This is a genomic window from Collimonas silvisoli, from assembly GCF_018305005.1.
In the GTDB taxonomy this organism is placed as follows: Bacteria; Pseudomonadota; Gammaproteobacteria; order Burkholderiales; family Burkholderiaceae_D; genus Collimonas; species Collimonas silvisoli.
This window is the reverse complement of record NZ_JAGQEG010000016.1, coordinates 15612-34988: the sequence shown is the minus strand read 5'-3', so window position 1 is coordinate 34988 and position 19377 is coordinate 15612. Positions and strand designations below refer to the sequence as shown.

The following is a 19377-nucleotide window of genomic DNA, read 5'->3' as shown; positions in this document are numbered from 1 at the left end:
CCATCAATCCCCTTGCGGCTTGGCCGGCTTTTCCACATGCCCGCCGAAGCCTTGCCGCATCGCCGACAATACCTTATCGGCAAAATCGCCCTCGCCGCGTGAACTGAAACGTGTAAAAAGCGCGGCGCTCAAAATCGGCGCCGGCACCGCTTCGTCGATGGCGGCGTTGATCGTCCAGCGCCCTTCGCCCGAATCCGAGACGCGGCCGGCGTAATGCTCCAGCTGCGGATCGTTCAAGAGCGCGCCGGCGGTGAGGTCCAGCAGCCATGATCCGATCACGCTGCCGCGCCGCCAAAGTTCGGCGATCTCGGGCAGATCCAATTCGTATTGATAATATTCCGGATGGCGCAGCGGCGTTGTTTCCGCATCCGTATCGCCGTTACGTTTGCCGGCATTGGCGTTGCGCAGAATGTTCAAGCCTTCGGCATAGGCGCCCATGATGCCGTACTCGATGCCGTTGTGCACCATCTTGACGAAATGCCCCGCACCTTGCGGCCCGCAATGCAGATAACCCTGTTCTGCGCTGCTTTCAAGTTTGCTGCGGCCGGGGGTTGCGCTTGCGGCGCCGGCGCCGGGCGCCAGTGTGGAAAAAATCGGCGCCAGATGCTGCACCGCTTCTTTATCGCCGCCGATCATCAGGCAATAACCGCGCTCGAAACCGGCGACGCCGCCGCTGGTGCCGACGTCGACGTAATGGATGTTGTGCGCTTTGAGTTCGTTGCCACGGCGGATGTCGTCGCGGTAATAAGAATTGCCGCCGTCGATCACGATGTCGCCGGCCTCCAGCAAAGGCGTCAGCAGAGCCAGGTTCTGATCCACCACGGCGGCCGGCAGCATCAGCCACAGCACGCGTGGCTTGCTCAGCTTGCCGACCAGATCCGGCAATGAAGAAGCGCCGGTCACGCCAGGCTGCAAAGCCGCCTGGACCGCAGCCGGATGCAAGTCATACACTACGCATTGATGATCGCCCTTGGCCAGGCGCTTCGCCATATTCGCGCCCATGCGCCCCAATCCAATCATTCCTAGCTGCATTGTGCATCCCCTTGCTGAACAATCCCTATCCGGAACCGGCGAAGCCGAGCTGTCATTGCGCGCTGTCATTACGCTTTAGCGTCATTATCAGATCGGTTTTTTTCTTCCTTTTTCTATCAATGAAAGGGCAAATGCACGCGCCTCTGCCGCCGCCTCCTGTTCGCTGGCAAAGACGGCGTCGACCGCAACCCGTTGCGACGGAAAAATATCGTTTCTATGCATGGGATTGGTGGAAGGGGCGTAAATCACCAGGTTGGCAATCCAGTCCCTGCTGTCGGGTAATTGGATTCCGGAGTATTCGATTTCATACTCGCCAATTGTTTCGGTATGCATTGCAGTCTCCAGACGGTGTGCAGATGGGTATGCCGGCATCTACTGGACTTGATACTCTGTCAAAACCAACGCGGCGCTTCCGATCAGAGCATGTTTTGTTCAATACTACTACTGTAAATATCGGCAGCACAATCATGCGTCCGGCAATCCGTCATGCTGCCGGCCTGGCGGCTTTGAGGGCAGTTCGGCAATCATTCAGCAAGAACCCGGCAGCAAGCAAAGCGTGGCGCGATGTGCGCCACGCCGGTTTCCCGGGAAGCCGGGACAACTCTACTTCTTGGTAAGGATCACCCCCACCAAAAATCCCGCGCTGGCTGCTGTCGCCATTGCCTGCCATGGATTTTCTTTTATATAACTCTCGGTTGAATCCGCCATTTCCTTGCCTGCGACTCTGACACCGGCTTGCGCATCCTGGGCTGCAAGCACCGCTTTGTCGAGCAAGCGCATGCCGCGATTGCGCATTTCCTCGGCCTTCTCTCCGCTCAATTCGGCGGCTGCCTGAAATAAGGCTTGCGCATCCTTGATCAGTTTTTTTACGTCATCGTTGACGGCTTTCAAATTTGACTCCAACAAAATAATCTCCTCGAATTATCAGATGCAAGGCGGCAAACGCAGCTTTATCAGTTATTCAGAAAGAGCTGCAAGATGATGCCGTTGGAAATCGCCACCAGTACGTAGTCGCCGCCGACTTGCACCCAATGATAGCCGCGCGGCGGCGGGTTCAGGTGGTGGCCGCGCCAGTCCTCGACCACATATTGGCGGTTGCGATATTCGGGCGGCAGGCGCTGGCCGCGGTAGAACTGATGCTCGGGGCCGGCGCCACGTTCATCATGCCGTTCATCGTTAAACTGCCCGCGATCCCTGCCGTCGCGGCGATCCTGCGGCCGTCTCTGGTCGTCGCGATGATCCTGTTGCCATCTCTGGTTGTCGCGCCGCTCTCCTCGATCGTTGCGTTGTTGCTGGTCATTGCGCTGGTCATTACGCTGATCATTGCGATCGCCATAGTCTTGAGCAAAGGCAGATCCTCCGGTGAGCAAGAGTATCGCCATGACAGCGGACGCAATTGCTTTCAGTTTCGCGTTCTGTTTCATATCAGACTCCATTTGATGAGAAGTACCCTGTTCGTCGCTTGCACTTGGGCGCGGGTCTTGCAGTTATCCGGGCAAGACCTGTTAGCAAGATAGGCTTGGCAAACGATGAATTCTGTACGCCAGCGCACCTAAGCCGCGCGCAGATACCGATGTCAGCGACAGAAATCAGTGTATGCTGATTTCCGTAGGACGGCCCGCAGGAAATCAGTCCGCGGCACATTCGTCGGTATTCCTACGGCCCCAGTCTCTACCGTCCCCTGTCCTGTGTTTGCTGTTGCCGAGCAAGCTGCTTCTGTTGTCGAAACAATACCAGCAATGCCCGACAGGGCCAGAATCAGATCTCTGACACCAGGTTTATGCTGCGCGATCCGGTTCCCCCTGATTCATTGCATAAAAAGAAACCTCGGAATTGAAATCAGACAATAAATCCTTAGGCGATAATTTGCTCGATATCAAGCATGCTTTGCTGCCCGGCAGCATGCGCAACGGTCCGGCAAATGATGAGTTGCCGCTGCGCGCGGAATTATTCAGCGCCTTGCAAATGGAGCAACACGGCCGGGTCCTGGCGAACGCTCACAGGCTCAGCAGCGAACGCTGGCGCGACCAGTTGCTGACGCGCCTGGCCGACAATGAAAATGTCATCATCGACGCCTGCAGCCAGTTGACCGACGCCATCAAGGCCGGGCGCCAGGTAACGCCGGCGGCGGAATGGCTGCTCGACAATTTCTATCTGATCGAAGAACAGATCCGCACCGCCAAGCGCCATCTGCCCAAGAACTACAGCAAGGAACTGCCGCGTCTGCAGCGCGGCAGCTCGGCCGGCCGGCCGCGGGTGTACGACATCGCGCTGGAAACCATTTCGCACGGCGACGGCCGCGTCGATCCTGAAAGCCTGAGCCGTTTTGTCGCCGCCTACCAGCAAGTCACCCCTCTGAAACTGGGCGAGCTGTGGGCGATTCCTATCATGCTGCGGCTGGCGCTGATCGAAAACCTGCGGCGCGTGGCGGCGCATCTGGCGCTCACCCGCCTCAACCGCAACCTGGCCGATTCCTGGGCCGACGCCATGGCGGAAACCGCCGAAAGCGACCCCAGCAACCTGATCCTGCAGGTTGCCGACATGGCGCGCTCCAATCCGCCGCTGGATAGCGCATTCGTAGCCGAACTGGTGCGTCGCCTGCAAGGGCAAAACCCGGCACTGACACTGCCCTTGACCTGGCTCTCGCAACGCCTGTCGGAATCCGGCCATACCATCGAACAACTGGTGCAGATCGAAACCCAGCAGCAAGCTGCGGATCAGGTATCGATCAGCAACAGCATCGGCAGCCTGCGTTTTCTGAGCGCTATGGATTGGCGCGAGTTCGTCGAAACCATGAGCGTGGTCGACCATACCTTGCGCAAGGATCCGGCCGATGTCTACGCCCGCATGGATTTCGCCACCCGCGATCAGTATCGGCATGTCATCGAAAGAATTGCCAGGCACAGCAACTTGTCGGAGTCTGAAATCGCCGAGCACGCAGTCCGGCTTGCAGCCGGGTCTGCAGCCCAGCCCGCAGGCCAGCAGGCAACGCCGAACGGCGTCGACCAACGTAACCAGCGCAGCGCGCATGTCGGCTACTGCCTGATCAGCCAAGGCCTGCTGCAACTGGAACAGGCGGCGGCATACAAGGCGCCGCCGATAGAGGCGCTAAAACGCGCAGGCAGGGCCGCCCCCTTGAGCGTCTACCTGAGCGGCATACTGCTGATCACGTTGGCCGTCACTGGCGCCATCGTCGCCCAAGCCTATGCCGGCGGCGCTGCCGATTGGCTGCTGGCGCTGATCGCCGCGCCGGCCCTGATCGCCGGCAGCCAGCTGGGGCACGCCATGGTCAATTGGCTGATTACCTTGATCGCCACACCGCGCCCGCTGCCGCGCATGGATTTTTCGAAAGGCATTCCGGCCGCATCGCGGACTCTGGTGGCGGTGCCGACGATACTCTCGGCGCAGCAGAATATCGACAGCCTGACAGAAGCCCTGGAAGTCCGCTACCTTGCCAATCGCGACCTCAATCTGCGCTTTTGCCTGCTCACCGACTTCGCCGACGCAGAGACTGCAGCAATGCCCGCGGACGACGGCTTGCTGCGGCACATCGAACACAACATCCGGGAACTGAACAAGAAATATCAGCAGGATCAAGACGCTGGCTTCCTGCTGCTGCACCGCCCGCGGCGCTGGAACCCGCAAGAGAAAATCTGGATGGGCTACGAGCGCAAGCGCGGTAAACTGGCCGATCTCAACGCCTTCCTGCGCGGCGGCGCGGCGGACGCCTTTTCGCTCATCGTCGGCAGTACGGAGGGGCTGGGCAACGTCCGCTACGTGATCACGCTCGATACCGATACCGAACTGCCGCGCGACGCCGCCAGGCAGTTCGTGGCGACCATGGCCCATCCGCTGAACCGGGCTTTGTATGACGCCGGCCTCCAGCGCGTGGTCGAAGGTTACGGCATCCTGCAACCGCGCGTCGCGGTCAGCCTGCCCAGCGCCGACGCCTCGCGCTATGAACTGCTGTGCGGCGGCGAAGCCGGCATCGATCCCTACACCCGCACCGTATCCGATGTCTACCAGGACCTGTTCGCCGAAGGTTCTTTCGTCGGCAAAGGCATCTACGATGTCGACGTCTTCGAACAGACATTGAAGGACCGCATGCCGGAAAACCGCGTGCTCAGCCATGACTTGCTGGAAGGCTGTTATGCCCGCGCCGGCTTGCTCAGCGATGTCCAGCTGTACGAACAATATCCCTCCAGCTACAGTGCCGACATCAGCCGCCGTCATCGCTGGATACGCGGCGACTGGCAGATAGCTTCCTGGCTGCTGCCCAGCGTGCCCGCCGCACGCGACGCCGCCAGCGGCAAGATCGGCCGCCAGCGCAATCCGCTGTCGACCTTGTCGCGCTGGAAGCTGTTCGACAATCTGCGCCGCAGCCTGGCGCCGCCGGCGTTGACGGCCTTGCTGCTAACCGGCTGGATCGCTCTGCCTGCGGCCTGGTTCTGGACCGGCGCCGCGCTCGGCATCTTGCTGACCCCCTCCATCTGCGCCAGCATCCTGAGCCTGCTGCGCAAGCCGGAAGATGTGCTGTTGCGCCAGCATTTCTCGGCGTCGTTGCGCACCGCTACCCAGCATTTCTCGCATGCGGCGCTGAGCTTGATTTTTCTGCCGTATGAAACTGCGCTCAATCTCGACGCCATCGTCCGCACCCAGTGGCGGATACTGGTCTCGCATCGCAAACTGCTGGAATGGAAACAGTTCAGCGAGGTCAACCGGCAGACCGCCAACGGCTTGCTGTCCTACTACCGCTTGATGTGGATCGCACCGGCTGTTGCGCTGGCGACTACCGCCGGGCTGGCGGTCAAAAATCCGTTTGCCCTGGGCGCGGCTGCGCCGATTCTGCTGCTGTGGTGGTTGTCGCCCTTGATTGCGTATTGGATCAGCCGGCCGATTGCGCGCCGCCCGGCGCAGCTGTCGCATGAGCAGACGCGGTTCCTGAAATCGCTGTCGCGCAAGATGTGGCTGTTTTTCGAAACCTATGTCGGCCCTGAAGATAACTGGCTGCCGCTCGACAATGTGCAGGAACACCCGGTTGCGGTGGTGGCGCGCCGCACCTCGCCCACCAACATCGGCCTGTCTCTGCTGGCCAATCTGGCAGCCTATGATTTCGGCTACATCCCGGCAGGACAATTGCTGGAGCGGACCCAGAACACGTTCCAGAGCATGGCCTCGCTGGAGCGTTACCAGGGGCATTTCTATAACTGGTACGACACCCAGTATCTGAAACCGCTGCACCCGATTTATGTCTCGGCGGTGGATAGCGGCAATCTGGCCGGCCATTTGCTGACGCTGCGGCCGGGCTTGAGCGATCTGCTCGACACGCCGATATTCGGCGCCAAGGTCTTCTCCGGCATCCGCGACACTTATGAAATCCTGCGCGACACGGCCGGCGGCGGGCCGCTGGCGAAACTGATCCAGTTCGAAAAAGACCTGGAAGCCACCTGCGAATCGGCGCCGGCCACCCTGACCGTGGCCCACGATTGCCTGCAAAGCCTCAGCCACTGCGCGGCCGGCTTCGTTGCCGGCCTCGACACCGTACCGGATACCCAGCTCAACGTCTGGGCGCGCGCCCTGGCCAGCCAATGCCGCGAAGCCTTGAACGAACTGAATCTGCTGGCGCCGTGGGTATCCGTGCTGGCGCCGGCAGATTGGGTAAGCAGGTTCCCGCAACTCGACCAAATTCCGACGCTACGCCAGCTGGCGCGCACCCATACCGATCTGGCGCCGCGGCTTGAACCGGACTCAGACAGTCTCGGTCAACCCGACCATCATAGCGATCAGCGCCAGGCCGACGCGCCGTCGGCTCTCAATCAGTTGGTCTCCGAAGGCAGCCGGCGCGCCGCCGAACGCATGCTATTGATCGAACAGCTGGTGACGCAAGCCGCCGAGTTCGGCCGCATGGAATACGGTTTTCTATACGACCCGGCCACCCATCTGCTGGCCATCGGCTACAACGTCAGCGAGCGCCGGCGCGACCTCAGTTTCTACGATCTGCTGGCCTCCGAGGCCAGGCTCGCCACCTTCGTCGCCATCGCCCAGGGCCAGCTGCCGCAGGAAAGCTGGTTCGCACTGGGACGCCAGCTCACCATCGCCGGCGGCGATCCGATTCTGCTGTCGTGGAGCGGCTCGATGTTCGAATACCTGATGCCTTTGCTGGTGATGCCGAACTTTGACAACACCCTGCTTGGCCAGACTTATGCATCGGCGGTAAAACGGCAAATCGAATACGGCGTGCAACGCGGCGTGCCATGGGGCATGTCGGAATCGGGTTATCACACTTTCGACGCCAGCCTGAATTATCAGTATCGTGCCTTCGGCGTGCCCGGGCTCGGCTTCAAGCGCGGTCTCGGCGACGACCTGGTGATCGCCCCCTATGCATCGATGATGGCCCTGATGGTGGCGCCGGAGGAAGCCTGCCGCAATCTGCAGCAATTGTCGGCCGAAGGTTTCGAGGGCGGCTACGGCTTCTTCGAGGCGATCGATTACACGCCGTCGCGCCTGCCGCGCGGCCAAAGCAGCGTTGTCATCCGTTCCTTCATGGCGCACCACCAGGGCATGGGTTTCCTGTCGCTGGCGTATCTGCTGCTTGAGCGCCCGATGCAAAAGCGCTTCGAATCCGACCCCATGTTCCAGGCCACCATGTCGCTGCTGCACGAGCGCGTGCCAAAAGCCAGCGCAACGTATTCCAACACCACCGAACTGGCCGACATACGCACCGCCGGAGCCGACCAGGGCATGCAGATGCGGGTGCTGCAACGCGCCGATCCGCGTACCCCGGAAGTGCAGCTGCTGTCGAATGGCCGCTATCACGTGATGATCACCAGCGCCGGCGGCAGCCGCAGCCGCTGGAACGATCTGGCCGTCAGCCGCTGGCAGGAAGACAGCACGCGCGACAACTGGGGCATGTTCTGTTACGTGCGCGAATTGATCGGCGGCGAACCTGGTAATTTCTGGTCGACCGCATTGCAGCCGACCCTGACACAACCTGACAGCTACGAAGTGATCTTCTCCGAAGGCCGCGCCGAATTCCGCCGGCGCGACAACAATTTCGACATGCACACCGAAATCGTCGTCTCGCAGGAAGACGATATCGAGCTGCGCCGCACCCGCATCGTCAACCGTTCGCGCAGCCGCCGCACCATCGACGTCACCAGCTACGCTGAAGTGGTGCTGGCGCCGGCCGCCGCCGACGCCACCCACCCGGCCTTCAGCAACCTGTTTGTGCAAACCGAAATCGTGGCGCCGCAACGCGCCATCCTGTGCACCCGCCGGCCGCGTTCGATGCATGAAAAAGTGCCATGGATGTTCCATCTGATGGCTCTGCATGGCGCCGATATCGGCGCGGTATCGTATGAAACCGATCGCATGCGGTTCATCGGCCGCGGCAACACCGTCGCCGCGCCGCAAGCGATGCGCGAAGCGGGGCCGCTGGCAGGCACCGCCGGTCCGGTGCTCGATCCGATCGTCGCCATCCGTTACCGGATCACGCTGGATGCAGAGCAAACCGCCACCATCGACATGGTGACCGGCATCGGCGATTCACGCGAAATCTGTCTCGGCCTGATCGAGAAATATCAGGACAGGCATCTGGCCGACCGCGTAGTCGAATTATCCTGGCCGCACAGCCAGGTGGTGCTGCGCCAGCTCAACGCCAGCGAAGCCGACGCCCAGCTATATAGCCGGCTGGCCAATTCGGTGATTTACGTCAATCCGCTGCTGCGCGCCGACGCCAGCATCCTGATCCGCAATCACCGTGGACAATCAGGCTTGTGGGGCTACGCCATTTCCGGCGATCTGCCGATCGTGCTGGTCCGCCTCAAGAGCCAGGAACACATCGAGCTGGTGCGCCAGCTGGTGCAAGCGCACGCCTACTGGCGCTCGAAAGGACTGGCGGTCGATCTGGTGATCTGGAACGAGGATCACGCCGGCTATCGGCAATTACTGCAGGAACAGATCCTGGGATTGATTTCATCGGTCACCGGCGCCCACCAAATCGACCGCCCGGGCGGCATATTCGTGCGGCTGGCGGATCAGATTTCCGACGAAGACCGGGTGCTGTTCCAGTCGGTGGCGCGGGTCATCCTGAGCGATAGCCGCGGCACGCTGGCGGAACAGATCAGCCGGCGCGACCTGATGGAGATCCGCGTGCCGCGCCTGATGCCGGCATTGACGTCCTCATTCACTTCGTCATTCACGTCCTCATTCACGCCGTCGTCAAGACCAGCGTCGCCGGCAATCGCCCAGGAAATCAAGCTGCCCGGCCACGATCTGCAACTGGCCAACGGCATCGGCGGCTTCACGCTGGATGGACGGGAATATGTCATCACCACCTCCAGCGCCCAGCTCACGCCTGCGCCCTGGGTCAATGTCATCGCCAATCCGCAGTTCGGCTGCGTCGTATCGGAAAGCGGGCAAGCCTACACCTGGGGCGAGAACGCCCATGAATTCCGTCTCACGCCATGGGCCAACGATCCGGTCAGCGACCTCGGCGGCGAAGTGTTCTATCTGCGCGACGAAGAAAGCGGTCGCTACTGGTCGCCTGCCCCGCTGCCGCGGCGCGGCAACGGCGACTATGTGACCCGGCACGGCTTCGGCTACAGCGTGTTCGAGCACGTCGAAGATGGCATTGTGTCCGAGCTGACGGTGTACGTGGCGCTGGATGCAGCGGTCAAATATTCGGTGCTGCGGGTGCGCAACGAATCCGACGGCGTGCGCAAATTGTCCGCCACCGGCTATGTCGAATGGGTGCTCGGCGATCTGCGCCCGAAAACCGCCATGCATGTCGTCACAGAAACCGATCCGGCCACCGGCGCGCTGTTTGCGCGCAATCCCTACAACACCGAATTCCCCGAGCGCACCGCGTTCTTCGATGTCGACACCAGCGCCCGCAGCGTCAGCGGCGACCGCAACGAATTCATCGGCCGCAACGGCTCTTTGCAAAAACCTGCGGCGATGGAACGGCTGCGCCTGTCAGGCAAGGTCGGCGCCGGCCTCGACCCCTGCGCCGCGCTCCAGATGCAATTCGAGCTGAACCAGGGCCAGCAACGCGAAATCGTCTTCATCCTCGGCATGGCCGACACCCGCCAGACCAATCCCAGCAACCTGGTGCAGCGCTACCGCGGCGCAGCGGCCGCCCAGGAAGCCCTGCAAGCGGTGCATGCGTACTGGCAGCGCACGCTGGGCGCAGTCCGGGTCGAAACCCCGGACCAGGAATTGAATCTGCTCGCCAACGGCTGGCTGATGTACCAGGTTCTCGCTTGCCGCATGTGGGCTCGCAGCGGCTATTACCAGTCCGGCGGCGCTTTCGGTTTCCGCGACCAGTTGCAAGATGCGATGGCGATGGTGCACTGCCAGCCGCAGTTGCTGCGCGCCCATCTGCTGCTGTGCGCTGCGCATCAGTTCGTGGAAGGCGATGTCCAGCATTGGTGGCATCCGCCTAGCGATCGCGGCGTGCGCACCCATTGCTCCGACGATTACCTGTGGCTGCCGCTGGCGGTCCATCGGTATATCAGCAGCACCGGCGACGGCACCGTGCTGGATGAGAGCGCGCACTTCCTGGAAGGTCGCGCGCTCAACCCGGACGAGGATTCTTACTACGATCTGCCGAACCGTTCGAACCAGGCGGCGACACTCTACGAACATTGCGTACGCGCCATCGAAAGAGGTTTGCAATTTGGCGTGCACGGCTTGTCGCTGATGGGATCGTGCGACTGGAACGACGGCATGGACAAGGTCGGCGACAAAGGCAAAGGCGAAAGTATCTGGCTCAGCTTTTTCCTGTACGAAGTGCTGACCGGCTTTGCCGAAATCGCCGCCGGCCACAAGGACCAGGTTTTCGCCGGTCGTTGCCGTGCCGAAGCGGATCAGCTGAAACAGAATATCGACAAGAACGGCTGGGACGGCGGCTGGTACCGGCGCGCCTATTTCGACGACGGCACGCCGCTTGGCTCTGCCCAGAACGCCGAATGCCAGATCGATTCGATTTCGCAAAGCTGGGCGGTCTTGTCCGGCGCCGGCGATCCGCAACGGGCACGGACCGCTATGCTGGCGGTCGACCAGCACCTGGTGCGGCGCAACGAGAGCATCATCCAGCTGCTGGACCCGCCGTTCGACAAATCAGATCAAGACCCCGGCTATATCCGCGGCTATGTTCCCGGCGTGCGCGAAAACGGCGGCCAGTACACCCATGCCGCGATCTGGACCGTGATGGCGTTCGCCAAGCTCGGCGACCAGCAGCGAGCCTGGGAATTGATGCGGCTGATCAATCCGGTCAACCATGGCAAGACCGCCAGGAGAATTGCTACTTACAAGGTCGAGCCTTATGTTGTCGCGGCCGACGTTTATGCCGGCGCGCCGCACATCGGCCGCGGCGGCTGGACCTGGTATACCGGATCGGCCGGATGGATGTACCGCCTGATCGTGGAATCGCTGCTGGGCCTGAAACTGGAAGTCGACAAATTGCATGTCACGCCATGCCTGCCGCATTACTGGGATAGCTATCGCATGGATTACCGTTATCGCGACACCCTGTACAAGATCGTGGTGAAACAAAGCGCAGTCGATGGCGCAAACATTCAAGTCGCCGTAGATGGAATCGCACAGGCGGACACGGTGATTGTGCTGCGGGATGACAAGCATGAGCATGCGGTGGAAATATTGCTGCCGAAATCATTAAACCAAATGGTTGACAATTGAATTCGAGCGAACTAATATTCAACATATCAGTTGAATATTACACGATGAGTCAAACACCACCTCAAGAAAACCTCGACAACCTGGACCAGGTTTTCATGGCGCTGGCCGATCCCACGCGGCGCCAGCTGGTGCGCATGCTGGCAGAGCACGATTGCACGGTGAGCCAACTGGCCCAACCGTTCGACATGTCGCTTGCCGCCGTCAGCAAGCACATCAAGGTGCTCGAAGCGGCTGGCGTGGTTGCGCGCCGCGTCGACGGCCGCGTGCACACCCTGACGCTGCGCCCGGAGTCGCTTACCGGCGCGTTGGACTGGATCACGATTTACCGCAACTTCTGGCAACGCCGGCTGGCTGCGCTGGACGATCTTTTCAGTACGGGCGGCAGCCCGGAACCATAAGGAGAGTGAAATGTTCGAACTGACCATGAACAAGCGCTGCAAGGGACCGGTAGAACGGGTTTTTGCGGCGTGGGGAACGGCGGATCAGGTCAAGCGCTGGTTCGCGCCTGGCGACATGAGCGTGTCGCAAGCCGAGATAGATTTCCGTGTCGGCGGCAGTTACCGCATCGTGATTCAGCGGCCGGACGGCCAGACCCACATCGTGGGCGGCATTTACCGCGAAATCGTGACCAATGAGCGCCTGTCTTTCACCTGGTCGTGGGAAGGCAGCGGCGTCACCAGCGAAGTTGAGCTGAGCTTCCGGCCTGTTGGCGCGCAAACCGACCTGACCCTGGTTCATCGCCAGATCCCGACTGCAGAATCGCTCGACTCGCACCAACATGGCTGGGAAAGTTGCCTCGACAAGTTGGTTGCGCTCGATTGATCCGCGTTCATTCATCAAGGAGCATGCCATGAAACTCTACTACAACCCGCTCTCGACTTATTCACAAAAAACGCTGATCGCCTTCTATGAAAAAGAAGTCGCATTCAAACCCGAATTGGTCGATCTGAGCTCGCCGGAAGGCAAGGCGGCATATGCCAAGATCTATCCGATCGGCAAGGTCCCGCTGTTCAAGCCGAGCGACGACCACATGATCCCCGAATCGACCATCATCATCGAATACCTGGAAAGCCATCATGCAAGCGGCACTCGCTTGATCCCCGACGGCGCGGACGCGGCGCGCCAGGTGCGTTTCATGGATCGCATGAGCGACTTGTACCTGAACAATCCGGCCGTCACCTTGCTTTTCGAACGCTTGGGTTTCAGCAAGCATAGCGAAGAGGAGCTGGCCAAGGCCAGCAAATATCTGCATATCACGTTCGACCATTTCAACCAGCGCCTGGCAAATCAGGATTGGCTGTGCGGGGCGTTCTCGATGGCGGATTGCGCAGCCATCCCGGCGCTTTTCTATTGCCAGGTGGTGGCGCCGTTTACCGACTATCCGAACATCGTGCGCTACCACGAGCGCGCCAGGCAGCGTCCAAGCTACGCCAAGGTCATGGCGGAATTCGTGCCGATCTGGGAAGGCAGGCTGGCGCAAGGCAACGTCTCCTGAACTAAGGCCTGCCTTGCGTGCCGATGGGTGTACCGCATCCTCATCACGCGTCCGCGCGATGAGGACGCGGCTTAGACGGAATCGACGTTAACCACCGCGCTAGTCAAGGATCGCGGCGCGTTTCAGCATCCGTAACAGATATACCGCTGCGCCGCGCAAAGACAAACTTGGCGACAATGCTGATCGCCATGCCGATGATAGCAACGATAATTAATAGAAATTCCAACATCACTCCCCCACGAGTTTTCTGCAAACGGTCACGCAGTCGACCCTGCAACTATTTGATTGACCGCAAGAAAAAGCCAAGGTAAAACAGCGTCTGGCAATGCTTGATCCAGCGCTTTCCGGCGCCCTAGCATGCCCCCATGTCAGCACTGTAGCGCTACAGCAGCGGCCAGCGCCAATACCGAATATGGCGCACATCTATCTCGAAACGGCATAGCAATGATTTCACTCAGACAGCTGAAGTATTTCGTCGAAATTGTCGACGCCGGCAACTACACGCGGGCCGCCGAACGCCTGTATATCGCGCAGTCGGCGCTGAGCCGGCAGATGAAGGAACTGGAGAGCGACATGCAGGTATGCCTGCTGCAGCGCGACTCACGGCATATCGAACTGACCCAGGCCGGACAACTGTTTTATGAGAGAAGCAAACGGATTCTGGAAGATCTGGAGGACGCCATCGTGCAGACGCATCAGGTCGGCAAAGGCGAGCAGGGGCGGATTCGCGTACTGCATTCGAGCTCGGTCACCTTATCCTCTGCTATCGGCGCTGTCTTCAATACACTGCTGCTCCGGTTTCCCGGGGTATCGCTGGATTTGTCCATGGCGCCGTCCGAGCATCAAGCGCCGGACGTCGATGAAGGCCGTGCCGATTTCGGCCTGGTGCGCCTGCCGATCCTGCGCAAGTTTCCGAATATCCAGGTGAAAAAGGTGTTTGATGAAAAGCTGGTGGTGGCGGTATCGCGTCAACATCCGCTGGCGCAAAAGAGCGAGATAGAGATTGCCGGATTACGCGACGAACATTTCGTTTCATTCCCGCACAAGGATCGTGGCGGCCTCAGTTACTTGGTGGCGGAACTCTGCATGCGGCATGGCTTTTTTCCGAAGGCGGCGCGCGCCACCTCGCGCAAATCGTCGCAGCTGAATCTGATTGAAGCCAATATGGGGATTGCGATCGTGCCGCAATGCATGCGCGAGGTAGCGCCAGCCGGCGTTCATTTCCTGCGCCTGCCGGAACCGGACGCCCACTCAGTCGTGGCGCTGATTTACCGGCGCGATGCGCCAGCGATGACGGCCAATTTCATCGAAGCGTTTTTGCAGCTGATGCCGGATGCGGAGAAATTCTGACGGCCGCCGAACACAGCATGACCCACATCGCAAGCGGTGCAACCAGCTGTGCACGCCTTGCAGCGAGCGAAACTCGCTCAGCGAGCGGCAAGCGATCTGCGGGTGACGCTCTCGCAGCATGCGCGACAGTGCCGCCCCCGGGCCCAGCTCCAGCGCTGCCGTGACACCCTGCTCGGCGCAGGCGTCCATACATGCGTCCCAGTGGATGGTTTGCACCATCTGCCGGGACAGCACGGTGATCGCTTGTTCTTTTTTTATCAGCGCCTGCCCGTTCAAGCCCGACAGCACCGGCAGTTGTGGGTTTGCTGAAAATTCCCGGCGCAGCTGCTGCGAAAACGGCAGCACGGCGCCATCCATCAAAGGCGTGTGAGAAGCCACCGTCACCGGCAACACGCGGATTCTGCCGCCCAGATGGACGATCTCGCTTGCCGCCAGAACCATGTCTTGAACAAGACCGCCCGCGATGCAGCTATCGGCGTCGGTTTCGATCGCCACATACAGGCGATGCCGCGCGAGCAAGGCGGCTAATGCGCGGACCGCGACGCCGCTCACCGCGAACAAAACCTGCGGCGACGCCGCTTGCAAACAAGCGTCCATCAAGGCCGCGCGCGAGGCTCCAAGCCGGATCGCCTGCGGCGCAGAAATGGCGCCGGCAATATGATAGGCGGCGATCTCGCCTACGCTATAACCGGCCGCCAATACCGGAGTTGGCAACAGCGGCTGCAACGCCGACCAGGCCGCTGCGGTCGCCGCCACGATCAGCGGCTGCGCCAGCCGGTTGGAAAACATCAGGGCATCGTCAGCCAGTATCTGCTGCAGCGGCTGGCCCAAACCAGTTTGCCTTTGCAGGCGCTGCCAAGGATGCCGGCGGCGCGCTGCAAGCGCTGTTCGCGATTGGCGTTGCGCAAATCCCAGCGCCGGCTATCCATCACCTGGCTCCCATCAACATATCGGGCACCCCGGTCACAATGCCGGGGAACAGGCACAGCAGGATGATCGCCAGGAACATCAGCAGCAGGAACGGCAGCGTACCCTTGATCACATCCGATAGAGCAATGTCAGGCGCGATATTCTTGATGACAAACAGGTTCAAGCCCACCGGCGGATGGATCAGGCCCATCTCCATCACCACCGTCATCACCACCCCGAACCAGATCAAGTCAAACCCTGCCTCGCGCAGCGGCGGCAAGATGATAGGCGCGGTCATCAAGATGATCGACACCGGCGGCAGGAAGAAACCAAGCACGATCACCATCAGCAGAATCACCGCCAGCAGCAGCCATTTCGACAGATGCAGCGCCACCACCCATTGCGCCGCCGACTGGCTGATGTGCAAGTAACTCATCACATACGAATACAGCAGCGACATGCCGATGATCAGCAGCAGCATGCAGGATTCCTTGATGGTCGAATTCAGGAACGGCGCCAGGTCGCGCGGCCGCCACATGCGATACACCAGCGCGATCAGCACGATCGCCAGCAATGCGCCCAGGCCGGCGGTTTCGGAGGGCGTCGCAAAACCGCCGTACAAGGCAATCATCACGCCGATCAGCAAAATCAGGAAAGGCAGCACCCGCGGCAGCATCTCGACTTTTTGCGCAAGGGTGAAATGCTCGTCATCCAGATAGGCGGACTTGACGCCGCCCTGGCGATAGATCTCGTGCGCAATCCGGTATTCCTTGCGGGCGCGGTACACCGCGTAGCCGGCAAACAGGATCACCAGCAGCACGCCGGGACCGACTCCCGCCAGGAACAGCCGGCCCAGCGATTGCTCCGACGCCACCGCATACAAGATCATGGTGATCGAAGGCGGCAGCAAGATGCCCAGCGTACCGCCGGCGGCGATGATGCCGGCCGCGAAGCCCGGCGAATAACCGCGCCGCCGCATTTCCGGAATGCCGGCGGAACCGATGGCTGAGCAAGTCGCCGGCGAGGAACCGGCCATCGCTGCAAACAAGGCGCAGGCAAAGACGTTGGCAATGCCGAGGCCGCCCGGCACCCGGTTCAACCAGGCATGGATCGCCGAATACAGATCGCGCCCGGCCGGTGATTTGCCGATGGCCGCCCCTTTCAAAATGAACAGGGGAATCGAGAGCAAGGTGACCGAGGCGATTTCTTCGTAGACGTTTTGCGTGATCGTATCGAGCGAGGACGCCGGCATGAAGAAGTACATGAAGCTGGTTGCGACCACGCCGAGCGCAAACGCAATCGGCATGCCGGAACACATCACGACAATGGTGACGATGCCGTACAAAGCACCCAAGGCAAGCGGACTCATCACTCTCCCGAAACGGTTTGTGGATTAGCAGGCGCGCTGCGGTCCGTCAGGCGCGCCAGCACTTGCACCAGCAACTGCAAAGTCAGCGCCGTCATGCCAAGCGCCATCAGCGCATAGGGAATCCACAATGGCGGCGCAAAAGTGGATGAGGTGGTCTGTCCTTCCGACCATGCTTCATGGAACAGCGCCCACGATTTCCATGAGAAGAAGCCGCAGAATACGAACGAGACCAAATCGACCAGCAGCAAACGCACCGCGTTCACCGCCGCCGGCAAGATCGAAGCCAAGGCTTCGATGCCGATATGGCCGCGATACGACTGGGCGTAACCGGCGCACAGGAAGATCACGCCGACCAGCATGAATACCGTGGCGTCGTCCTGCCAGTCGGTAGGAACATGGAAGAAATAGCGCGCCACCACCGAATAGGTCATGATCAGCGCCGTCGACATCAGCGCCGCCATGGACAGATACAAAGCCAGCTGATTGAAGCGTTCGAGGATGCCGGCCAAGACTGCCACTGCCGGATTGTCCGGGACGGCTGGCAAGACAGGCCCGGCGTTTGGCTTCGCATCGAAGCCGTGGCTCATAGCAGTTTCTCAGCCAGTTTCAATAATTTGGCGCAGTTGTCGTTTTTTGCAGCGTAATCCTTCCACGCTGTAGTACGGGCGATGTCCTGCCACTTCTTGACAGTCGCCGCGTTCAAGTCGACCACCTTGGCGCCGGCTTTCTGATATACCGCAGCCACACCGGAATCGTCGAGCCGCGCCGCGTTCAGGGCAAACTTCTCCATATCGGCGCCGACTGCCATCACCGCTGCCTGCTGTTCCTTGGTGAGGCGGTCGTAAGTCGCCTTGGATATCATCAAGGGTTCCAACATATACCAATAGGCTTTATCGCGGCCGCTGGTCAGGCTCTTCGATACTTCTTCCAGACGGAAGGAAATCAGCGAGGTCGACGAGGTCATGGCGGCGTCCATCGCGCCGGTCTGCATCGCTGCATAGATTTCATTGGAAGGCAGGGTCACCACTGCAGCGCCGGCTTCTTTCAGGATCATATCCATTTCACGCGAACCGCCGCGCACCTTCAGCCCCTTGGCATCGGCCGGATCGACGATCGGCTTGCTGCGCGAGGCGACACCGCCGGCCTGCCAGATCCAGCTGACGATGATGACGCCCTTTTCCAGCAGGATGCGCGACAATTCCTTGCCGACTTCCGCATTCTTCCAGGCCGCGCCTTGCTCATACGAAGTCACCAGCCCGGGCATCAGGCCGATGTTTACCTCCGGCACTTCGCCGCCGGCGTAATTGAGCGGCACCAGGGAGAAATCCAGGGCGCCTTTGCGCAGTGCAGAAAATTGGGAATTGGTCTTCATCAAGGAAGAACCGGGGTAGATTTCGAATTTCAAACTGCCGTTGGTGCGCTTGCTGACTTCAGCGGCGAACATGCGGGTCAGGCGATCACGGAAGTCGCCTTCGCTGATGGTGCCGCCGGGAAATTGGTGGGAAATTTTCAAGGCGCTGGACTGCGCCCAGGCTGACGGCATAGACCAGAACGGTGTGCTTGCGAGCGCGCCCAGCACGGTCCTTCTGCTGATTGAAGACATATCCCCTCTCCTGTTATGGGAAAACTACCGCTTTGGTTTTAGCTACTTTTCAAGCCGTTATTGCCGAAGATAGATGTTATGTATTCTTTTTATGTTTCCTTGTATACACAATATTCCATAAAACATTTTCATGTCAACGAATAAATACGCCTTACAATCAAATCTCGAATACACATAATCCCAGAAACGGACCAATTATGCTCACGACAAAAAATCGCTCGGAATCGCTACGCGAAACCATCGAAGAAATGATCGCAGTTGGTGAGTTCCGCCCGGGCCAGCATCTTGACGAGACCGACTTGGCAATCAAATTCGGCGTATCCCGCACTCCCATACGGGAAGCATTGATTCAGCTGGCTTCGATGGGCATCGTAGTAACCCGGCCGCGACGCGGCACCGTGGTCGCCGAAATCGGCCCGCGCCAGTTGGTGGAGATGTTCGAGGTGATGGCGGAATTCGAAGCCATGTGCGGCCGTCTGGCGGCGCGCAGGATGTCGGGCGAGGAACACGCCGGCCTGCTGGCGGCGCACCAGGCATGCATGGAAGCGCGCGACGCGCACGATCCCGACGCCTATTTCTACAAGAACGAAGCCTTCCATGACGCCATCTATGAAGGCAGCCATAACGCCTTCCTGGCGACCCAGGCTCGGTCGCTGCATCGCCGGCTGCGGCCTTACCGGCGGCTGCAGCTGCGGGTGCGCGACCGCCTGAAAGTGTCATACCAGGAGCACGACGGCGTGGTGCAAGGCATCATCGCCGGCGACAGCGAACTGGCGGCCGACCTGCTGCGCCAGCACGTCACGGTCCAGGGGCAGCGCTTTGTCGACCTGATCGCGTCGCTGCAGCAACTGGAAGCCAGGCCACCGGTCGACATGTAAGGCCAGGCCAGGGCCGCTCCATCCGCTGGCGAAATGCGGT

The 19377-nt window shown here is 60.4% G+C and carries 16 protein-coding genes; 6 read left to right on the top strand and 10 right to left on the bottom strand.

Features of this window, described 5'->3' with window-relative positions; genetic code table 11:
• Positions 1 to 3: 3 nt before the first annotated feature.
• The 4 genes from gnd to KHU33_RS06050 form a co-directional block, all read right to left on the bottom strand.
• Positions 4 to 1032, bottom strand: coding sequence for a phosphogluconate dehydrogenase (NAD(+)-dependent, decarboxylating) (gnd, locus tag KHU33_RS06065; protein ID WP_211461613.1), 1029 nt, complete (start codon positions 1030 to 1032; stop codon positions 4 to 6).
• Positions 1033 to 1119: 87 nt separating this feature from the next.
• Positions 1120 to 1365 carry a hypothetical protein gene (locus tag KHU33_RS06060; protein ID WP_211461612.1) on the bottom strand — a complete coding sequence of 82 codons (246 nt, stop codon included), beginning with the start codon at positions 1363 to 1365 and terminating at the stop codon, positions 1120 to 1122.
• A 270-nt stretch (positions 1366 to 1635) separates the two neighbouring features.
• On the bottom strand, positions 1636 to 1938 hold the full coding sequence (locus tag KHU33_RS06055) for a DUF883 family protein (RefSeq protein ID WP_211461611.1): 303 nt from the start codon (positions 1936 to 1938) through the stop codon (positions 1636 to 1638).
• A gap of 47 nt (positions 1939 to 1985) precedes the next feature.
• Positions 1986 to 2456, bottom strand: a complete 471-nt coding sequence (locus tag KHU33_RS06050) for an RcnB family protein (protein ID WP_211461610.1) — start codon at positions 2454 to 2456, stop codon at positions 1986 to 1988.
• A gap of 478 nt (positions 2457 to 2934) precedes the next feature.
• Between KHU33_RS06050 and KHU33_RS06045 the strand changes: the two genes are divergently transcribed.
• The 4 genes from KHU33_RS06045 to KHU33_RS06030 are packed head-to-tail and all read left to right on the top strand — an operon-like array spanning position 2935 to position 13228.
• On the top strand, positions 2935 to 11733 hold the full coding sequence (locus KHU33_RS06045; protein WP_211461643.1) for a GH36-type glycosyl hydrolase domain-containing protein: 8799 nt from the start codon (positions 2935 to 2937) through the stop codon (positions 11731 to 11733).
• 44 nt (positions 11734 to 11777) lie between these two features.
• Positions 11778 to 12131, top strand: a complete 354-nt coding sequence (locus KHU33_RS06040) for an ArsR/SmtB family transcription factor (RefSeq protein ID WP_211461609.1) — start codon at positions 11778 to 11780, stop codon at positions 12129 to 12131.
• A gap of 10 nt (positions 12132 to 12141) precedes the next feature.
• A complete protein-coding gene (locus tag KHU33_RS06035) occupies positions 12142 to 12555 on the top strand; it encodes an SRPBCC family protein (protein WP_211461608.1) in 414 nt (137 codons plus the stop codon).
• A 28-nt stretch (positions 12556 to 12583) separates the two neighbouring features.
• Positions 12584 to 13228, top strand: a complete 645-nt coding sequence (locus KHU33_RS06030) for a glutathione S-transferase family protein (protein ID WP_211461607.1) — start codon at positions 12584 to 12586, stop codon at positions 13226 to 13228.
• A 103-nt stretch (positions 13229 to 13331) separates the two neighbouring features.
• Here the strand turns inward: KHU33_RS06030 and KHU33_RS26665 are convergent, their stop codons facing one another.
• Positions 13332 to 13457 carry a hypothetical protein gene (locus KHU33_RS26665; protein ID WP_268907113.1) on the bottom strand — a complete coding sequence of 42 codons (126 nt, stop codon included), beginning with the start codon at positions 13455 to 13457 and terminating at the stop codon, positions 13332 to 13334.
• A 215-nt stretch (positions 13458 to 13672) separates the two neighbouring features.
• Between KHU33_RS26665 and KHU33_RS06025 the strand changes: the two genes are divergently transcribed.
• On the top strand, positions 13673 to 14578 hold the full coding sequence (locus tag KHU33_RS06025) for a LysR family transcriptional regulator (RefSeq protein WP_211461606.1): 906 nt from the start codon (positions 13673 to 13675) through the stop codon (positions 14576 to 14578).
• Here KHU33_RS06025 and KHU33_RS06020 read toward each other — a convergent pair.
• From KHU33_RS06020 to dctP, 5 genes are read right to left on the bottom strand one after another with little or no spacing between them, the layout of a single operon-like run.
• On the bottom strand, positions 14480 to 15409 hold the full coding sequence (locus KHU33_RS06020; protein WP_230414085.1) for an acyltransferase domain-containing protein: 930 nt from the start codon (positions 15407 to 15409) through the stop codon (positions 14480 to 14482). The genes KHU33_RS06025 and KHU33_RS06020 overlap by 99 nt on opposite strands.
• Complete coding sequence (locus KHU33_RS06015; protein WP_211461605.1) at positions 15367 to 15507, bottom strand: hypothetical protein; 141 nt, start codon at positions 15505 to 15507, stop codon at positions 15367 to 15369. Before KHU33_RS06015 ends, KHU33_RS06020 begins: the two co-directional genes overlap by 43 nt.
• On the bottom strand, positions 15507 to 16856 hold the full coding sequence (locus KHU33_RS06010; protein WP_211461604.1) for a TRAP transporter large permease: 1350 nt from the start codon (positions 16854 to 16856) through the stop codon (positions 15507 to 15509). Before KHU33_RS06010 ends, KHU33_RS06015 begins: the two co-directional genes overlap by 1 nt.
• Positions 16856 to 17443: a TRAP transporter small permease gene (locus tag KHU33_RS06005; RefSeq protein WP_211461603.1), complete on the bottom strand. Its 588-nt coding sequence runs from the start codon at positions 17441 to 17443 to the stop codon at positions 16856 to 16858. Before KHU33_RS06005 ends, KHU33_RS06010 begins: the two co-directional genes overlap by 1 nt.
• Positions 17440 to 18459, bottom strand: coding sequence for a TRAP transporter substrate-binding protein DctP (gene dctP, locus KHU33_RS06000; protein WP_211461602.1), 1020 nt, complete (start codon positions 18457 to 18459; stop codon positions 17440 to 17442). Before dctP ends, KHU33_RS06005 begins: the two co-directional genes overlap by 4 nt.
• Before the next feature lie 197 nt (positions 18460 to 18656).
• On the opposite strand from dctP, the gene KHU33_RS05995 reads away from it, so the two are divergent.
• The gene (locus tag KHU33_RS05995) at positions 18657 to 19337 is read left to right on the top strand and encodes a GntR family transcriptional regulator (protein ID WP_211461601.1); all 681 of its coding nucleotides are present in this window, start codon (positions 18657 to 18659) and stop codon (positions 19335 to 19337) included.
• Positions 19338 to 19377: the final 40 nt, after the last annotated feature.

Coding starts and splice junctions, on each gene's coding strand:
- KHU33_RS06025 (WP_211461606.1), top strand. CDS start 13,673: ATGATTTCACTCAGACAGCTGAAGTATTTCGTCGAAATTGTCGACGCC.
- KHU33_RS05995 (WP_211461601.1), top strand. CDS start 18,657: ATGCTCACGACAAAAAATCGCTCGGAATCGCTACGCGAAACCATCGAA.
- KHU33_RS06030 (WP_211461607.1), top strand. CDS start 12,584: ATGAAACTCTACTACAACCCGCTCTCGACTTATTCACAAAAAACGCTG.
- KHU33_RS06040 (WP_211461609.1), top strand. CDS start 11,778: ATGAGTCAAACACCACCTCAAGAAAACCTCGACAACCTGGACCAGGTT.
- KHU33_RS06045 (WP_211461643.1), top strand. CDS start 2,935: ATGCGCAACGGTCCGGCAAATGATGAGTTGCCGCTGCGCGCGGAATTA.
- dctP (WP_211461602.1), bottom strand. CDS start 18,459: ATGTCTTCAATCAGCAGAAGGACCGTGCTGGGCGCGCTCGCAAGCACA.
- KHU33_RS06005 (WP_211461603.1), bottom strand. CDS start 17,443: ATGAGCCACGGCTTCGATGCGAAGCCAAACGCCGGGCCTGTCTTGCCA.
- KHU33_RS06060 (WP_211461612.1), bottom strand. CDS start 1,365: ATGCATACCGAAACAATTGGCGAGTATGAAATCGAATACTCCGGAATC.
- KHU33_RS06050 (WP_211461610.1), bottom strand. CDS start 2,456: ATGAAACAGAACGCGAAACTGAAAGCAATTGCGTCCGCTGTCATGGCG.
- KHU33_RS06010 (WP_211461604.1), bottom strand. CDS start 16,856: ATGAGTCCGCTTGCCTTGGGTGCTTTGTACGGCATCGTCACCATTGTC.
- KHU33_RS26665 (WP_268907113.1), bottom strand. CDS start 13,457: ATGTTGGAATTTCTATTAATTATCGTTGCTATCATCGGCATGGCGATC.
- gnd (WP_211461613.1), bottom strand. CDS start 1,032: ATGCAGCTAGGAATGATTGGATTGGGGCGCATGGGCGCGAATATGGCG.
- KHU33_RS06035 (WP_211461608.1), top strand. CDS start 12,142: ATGTTCGAACTGACCATGAACAAGCGCTGCAAGGGACCGGTAGAACGG.
- KHU33_RS06015 (WP_211461605.1), bottom strand. CDS start 15,507: ATGGATAGCCGGCGCTGGGATTTGCGCAACGCCAATCGCGAACAGCGC.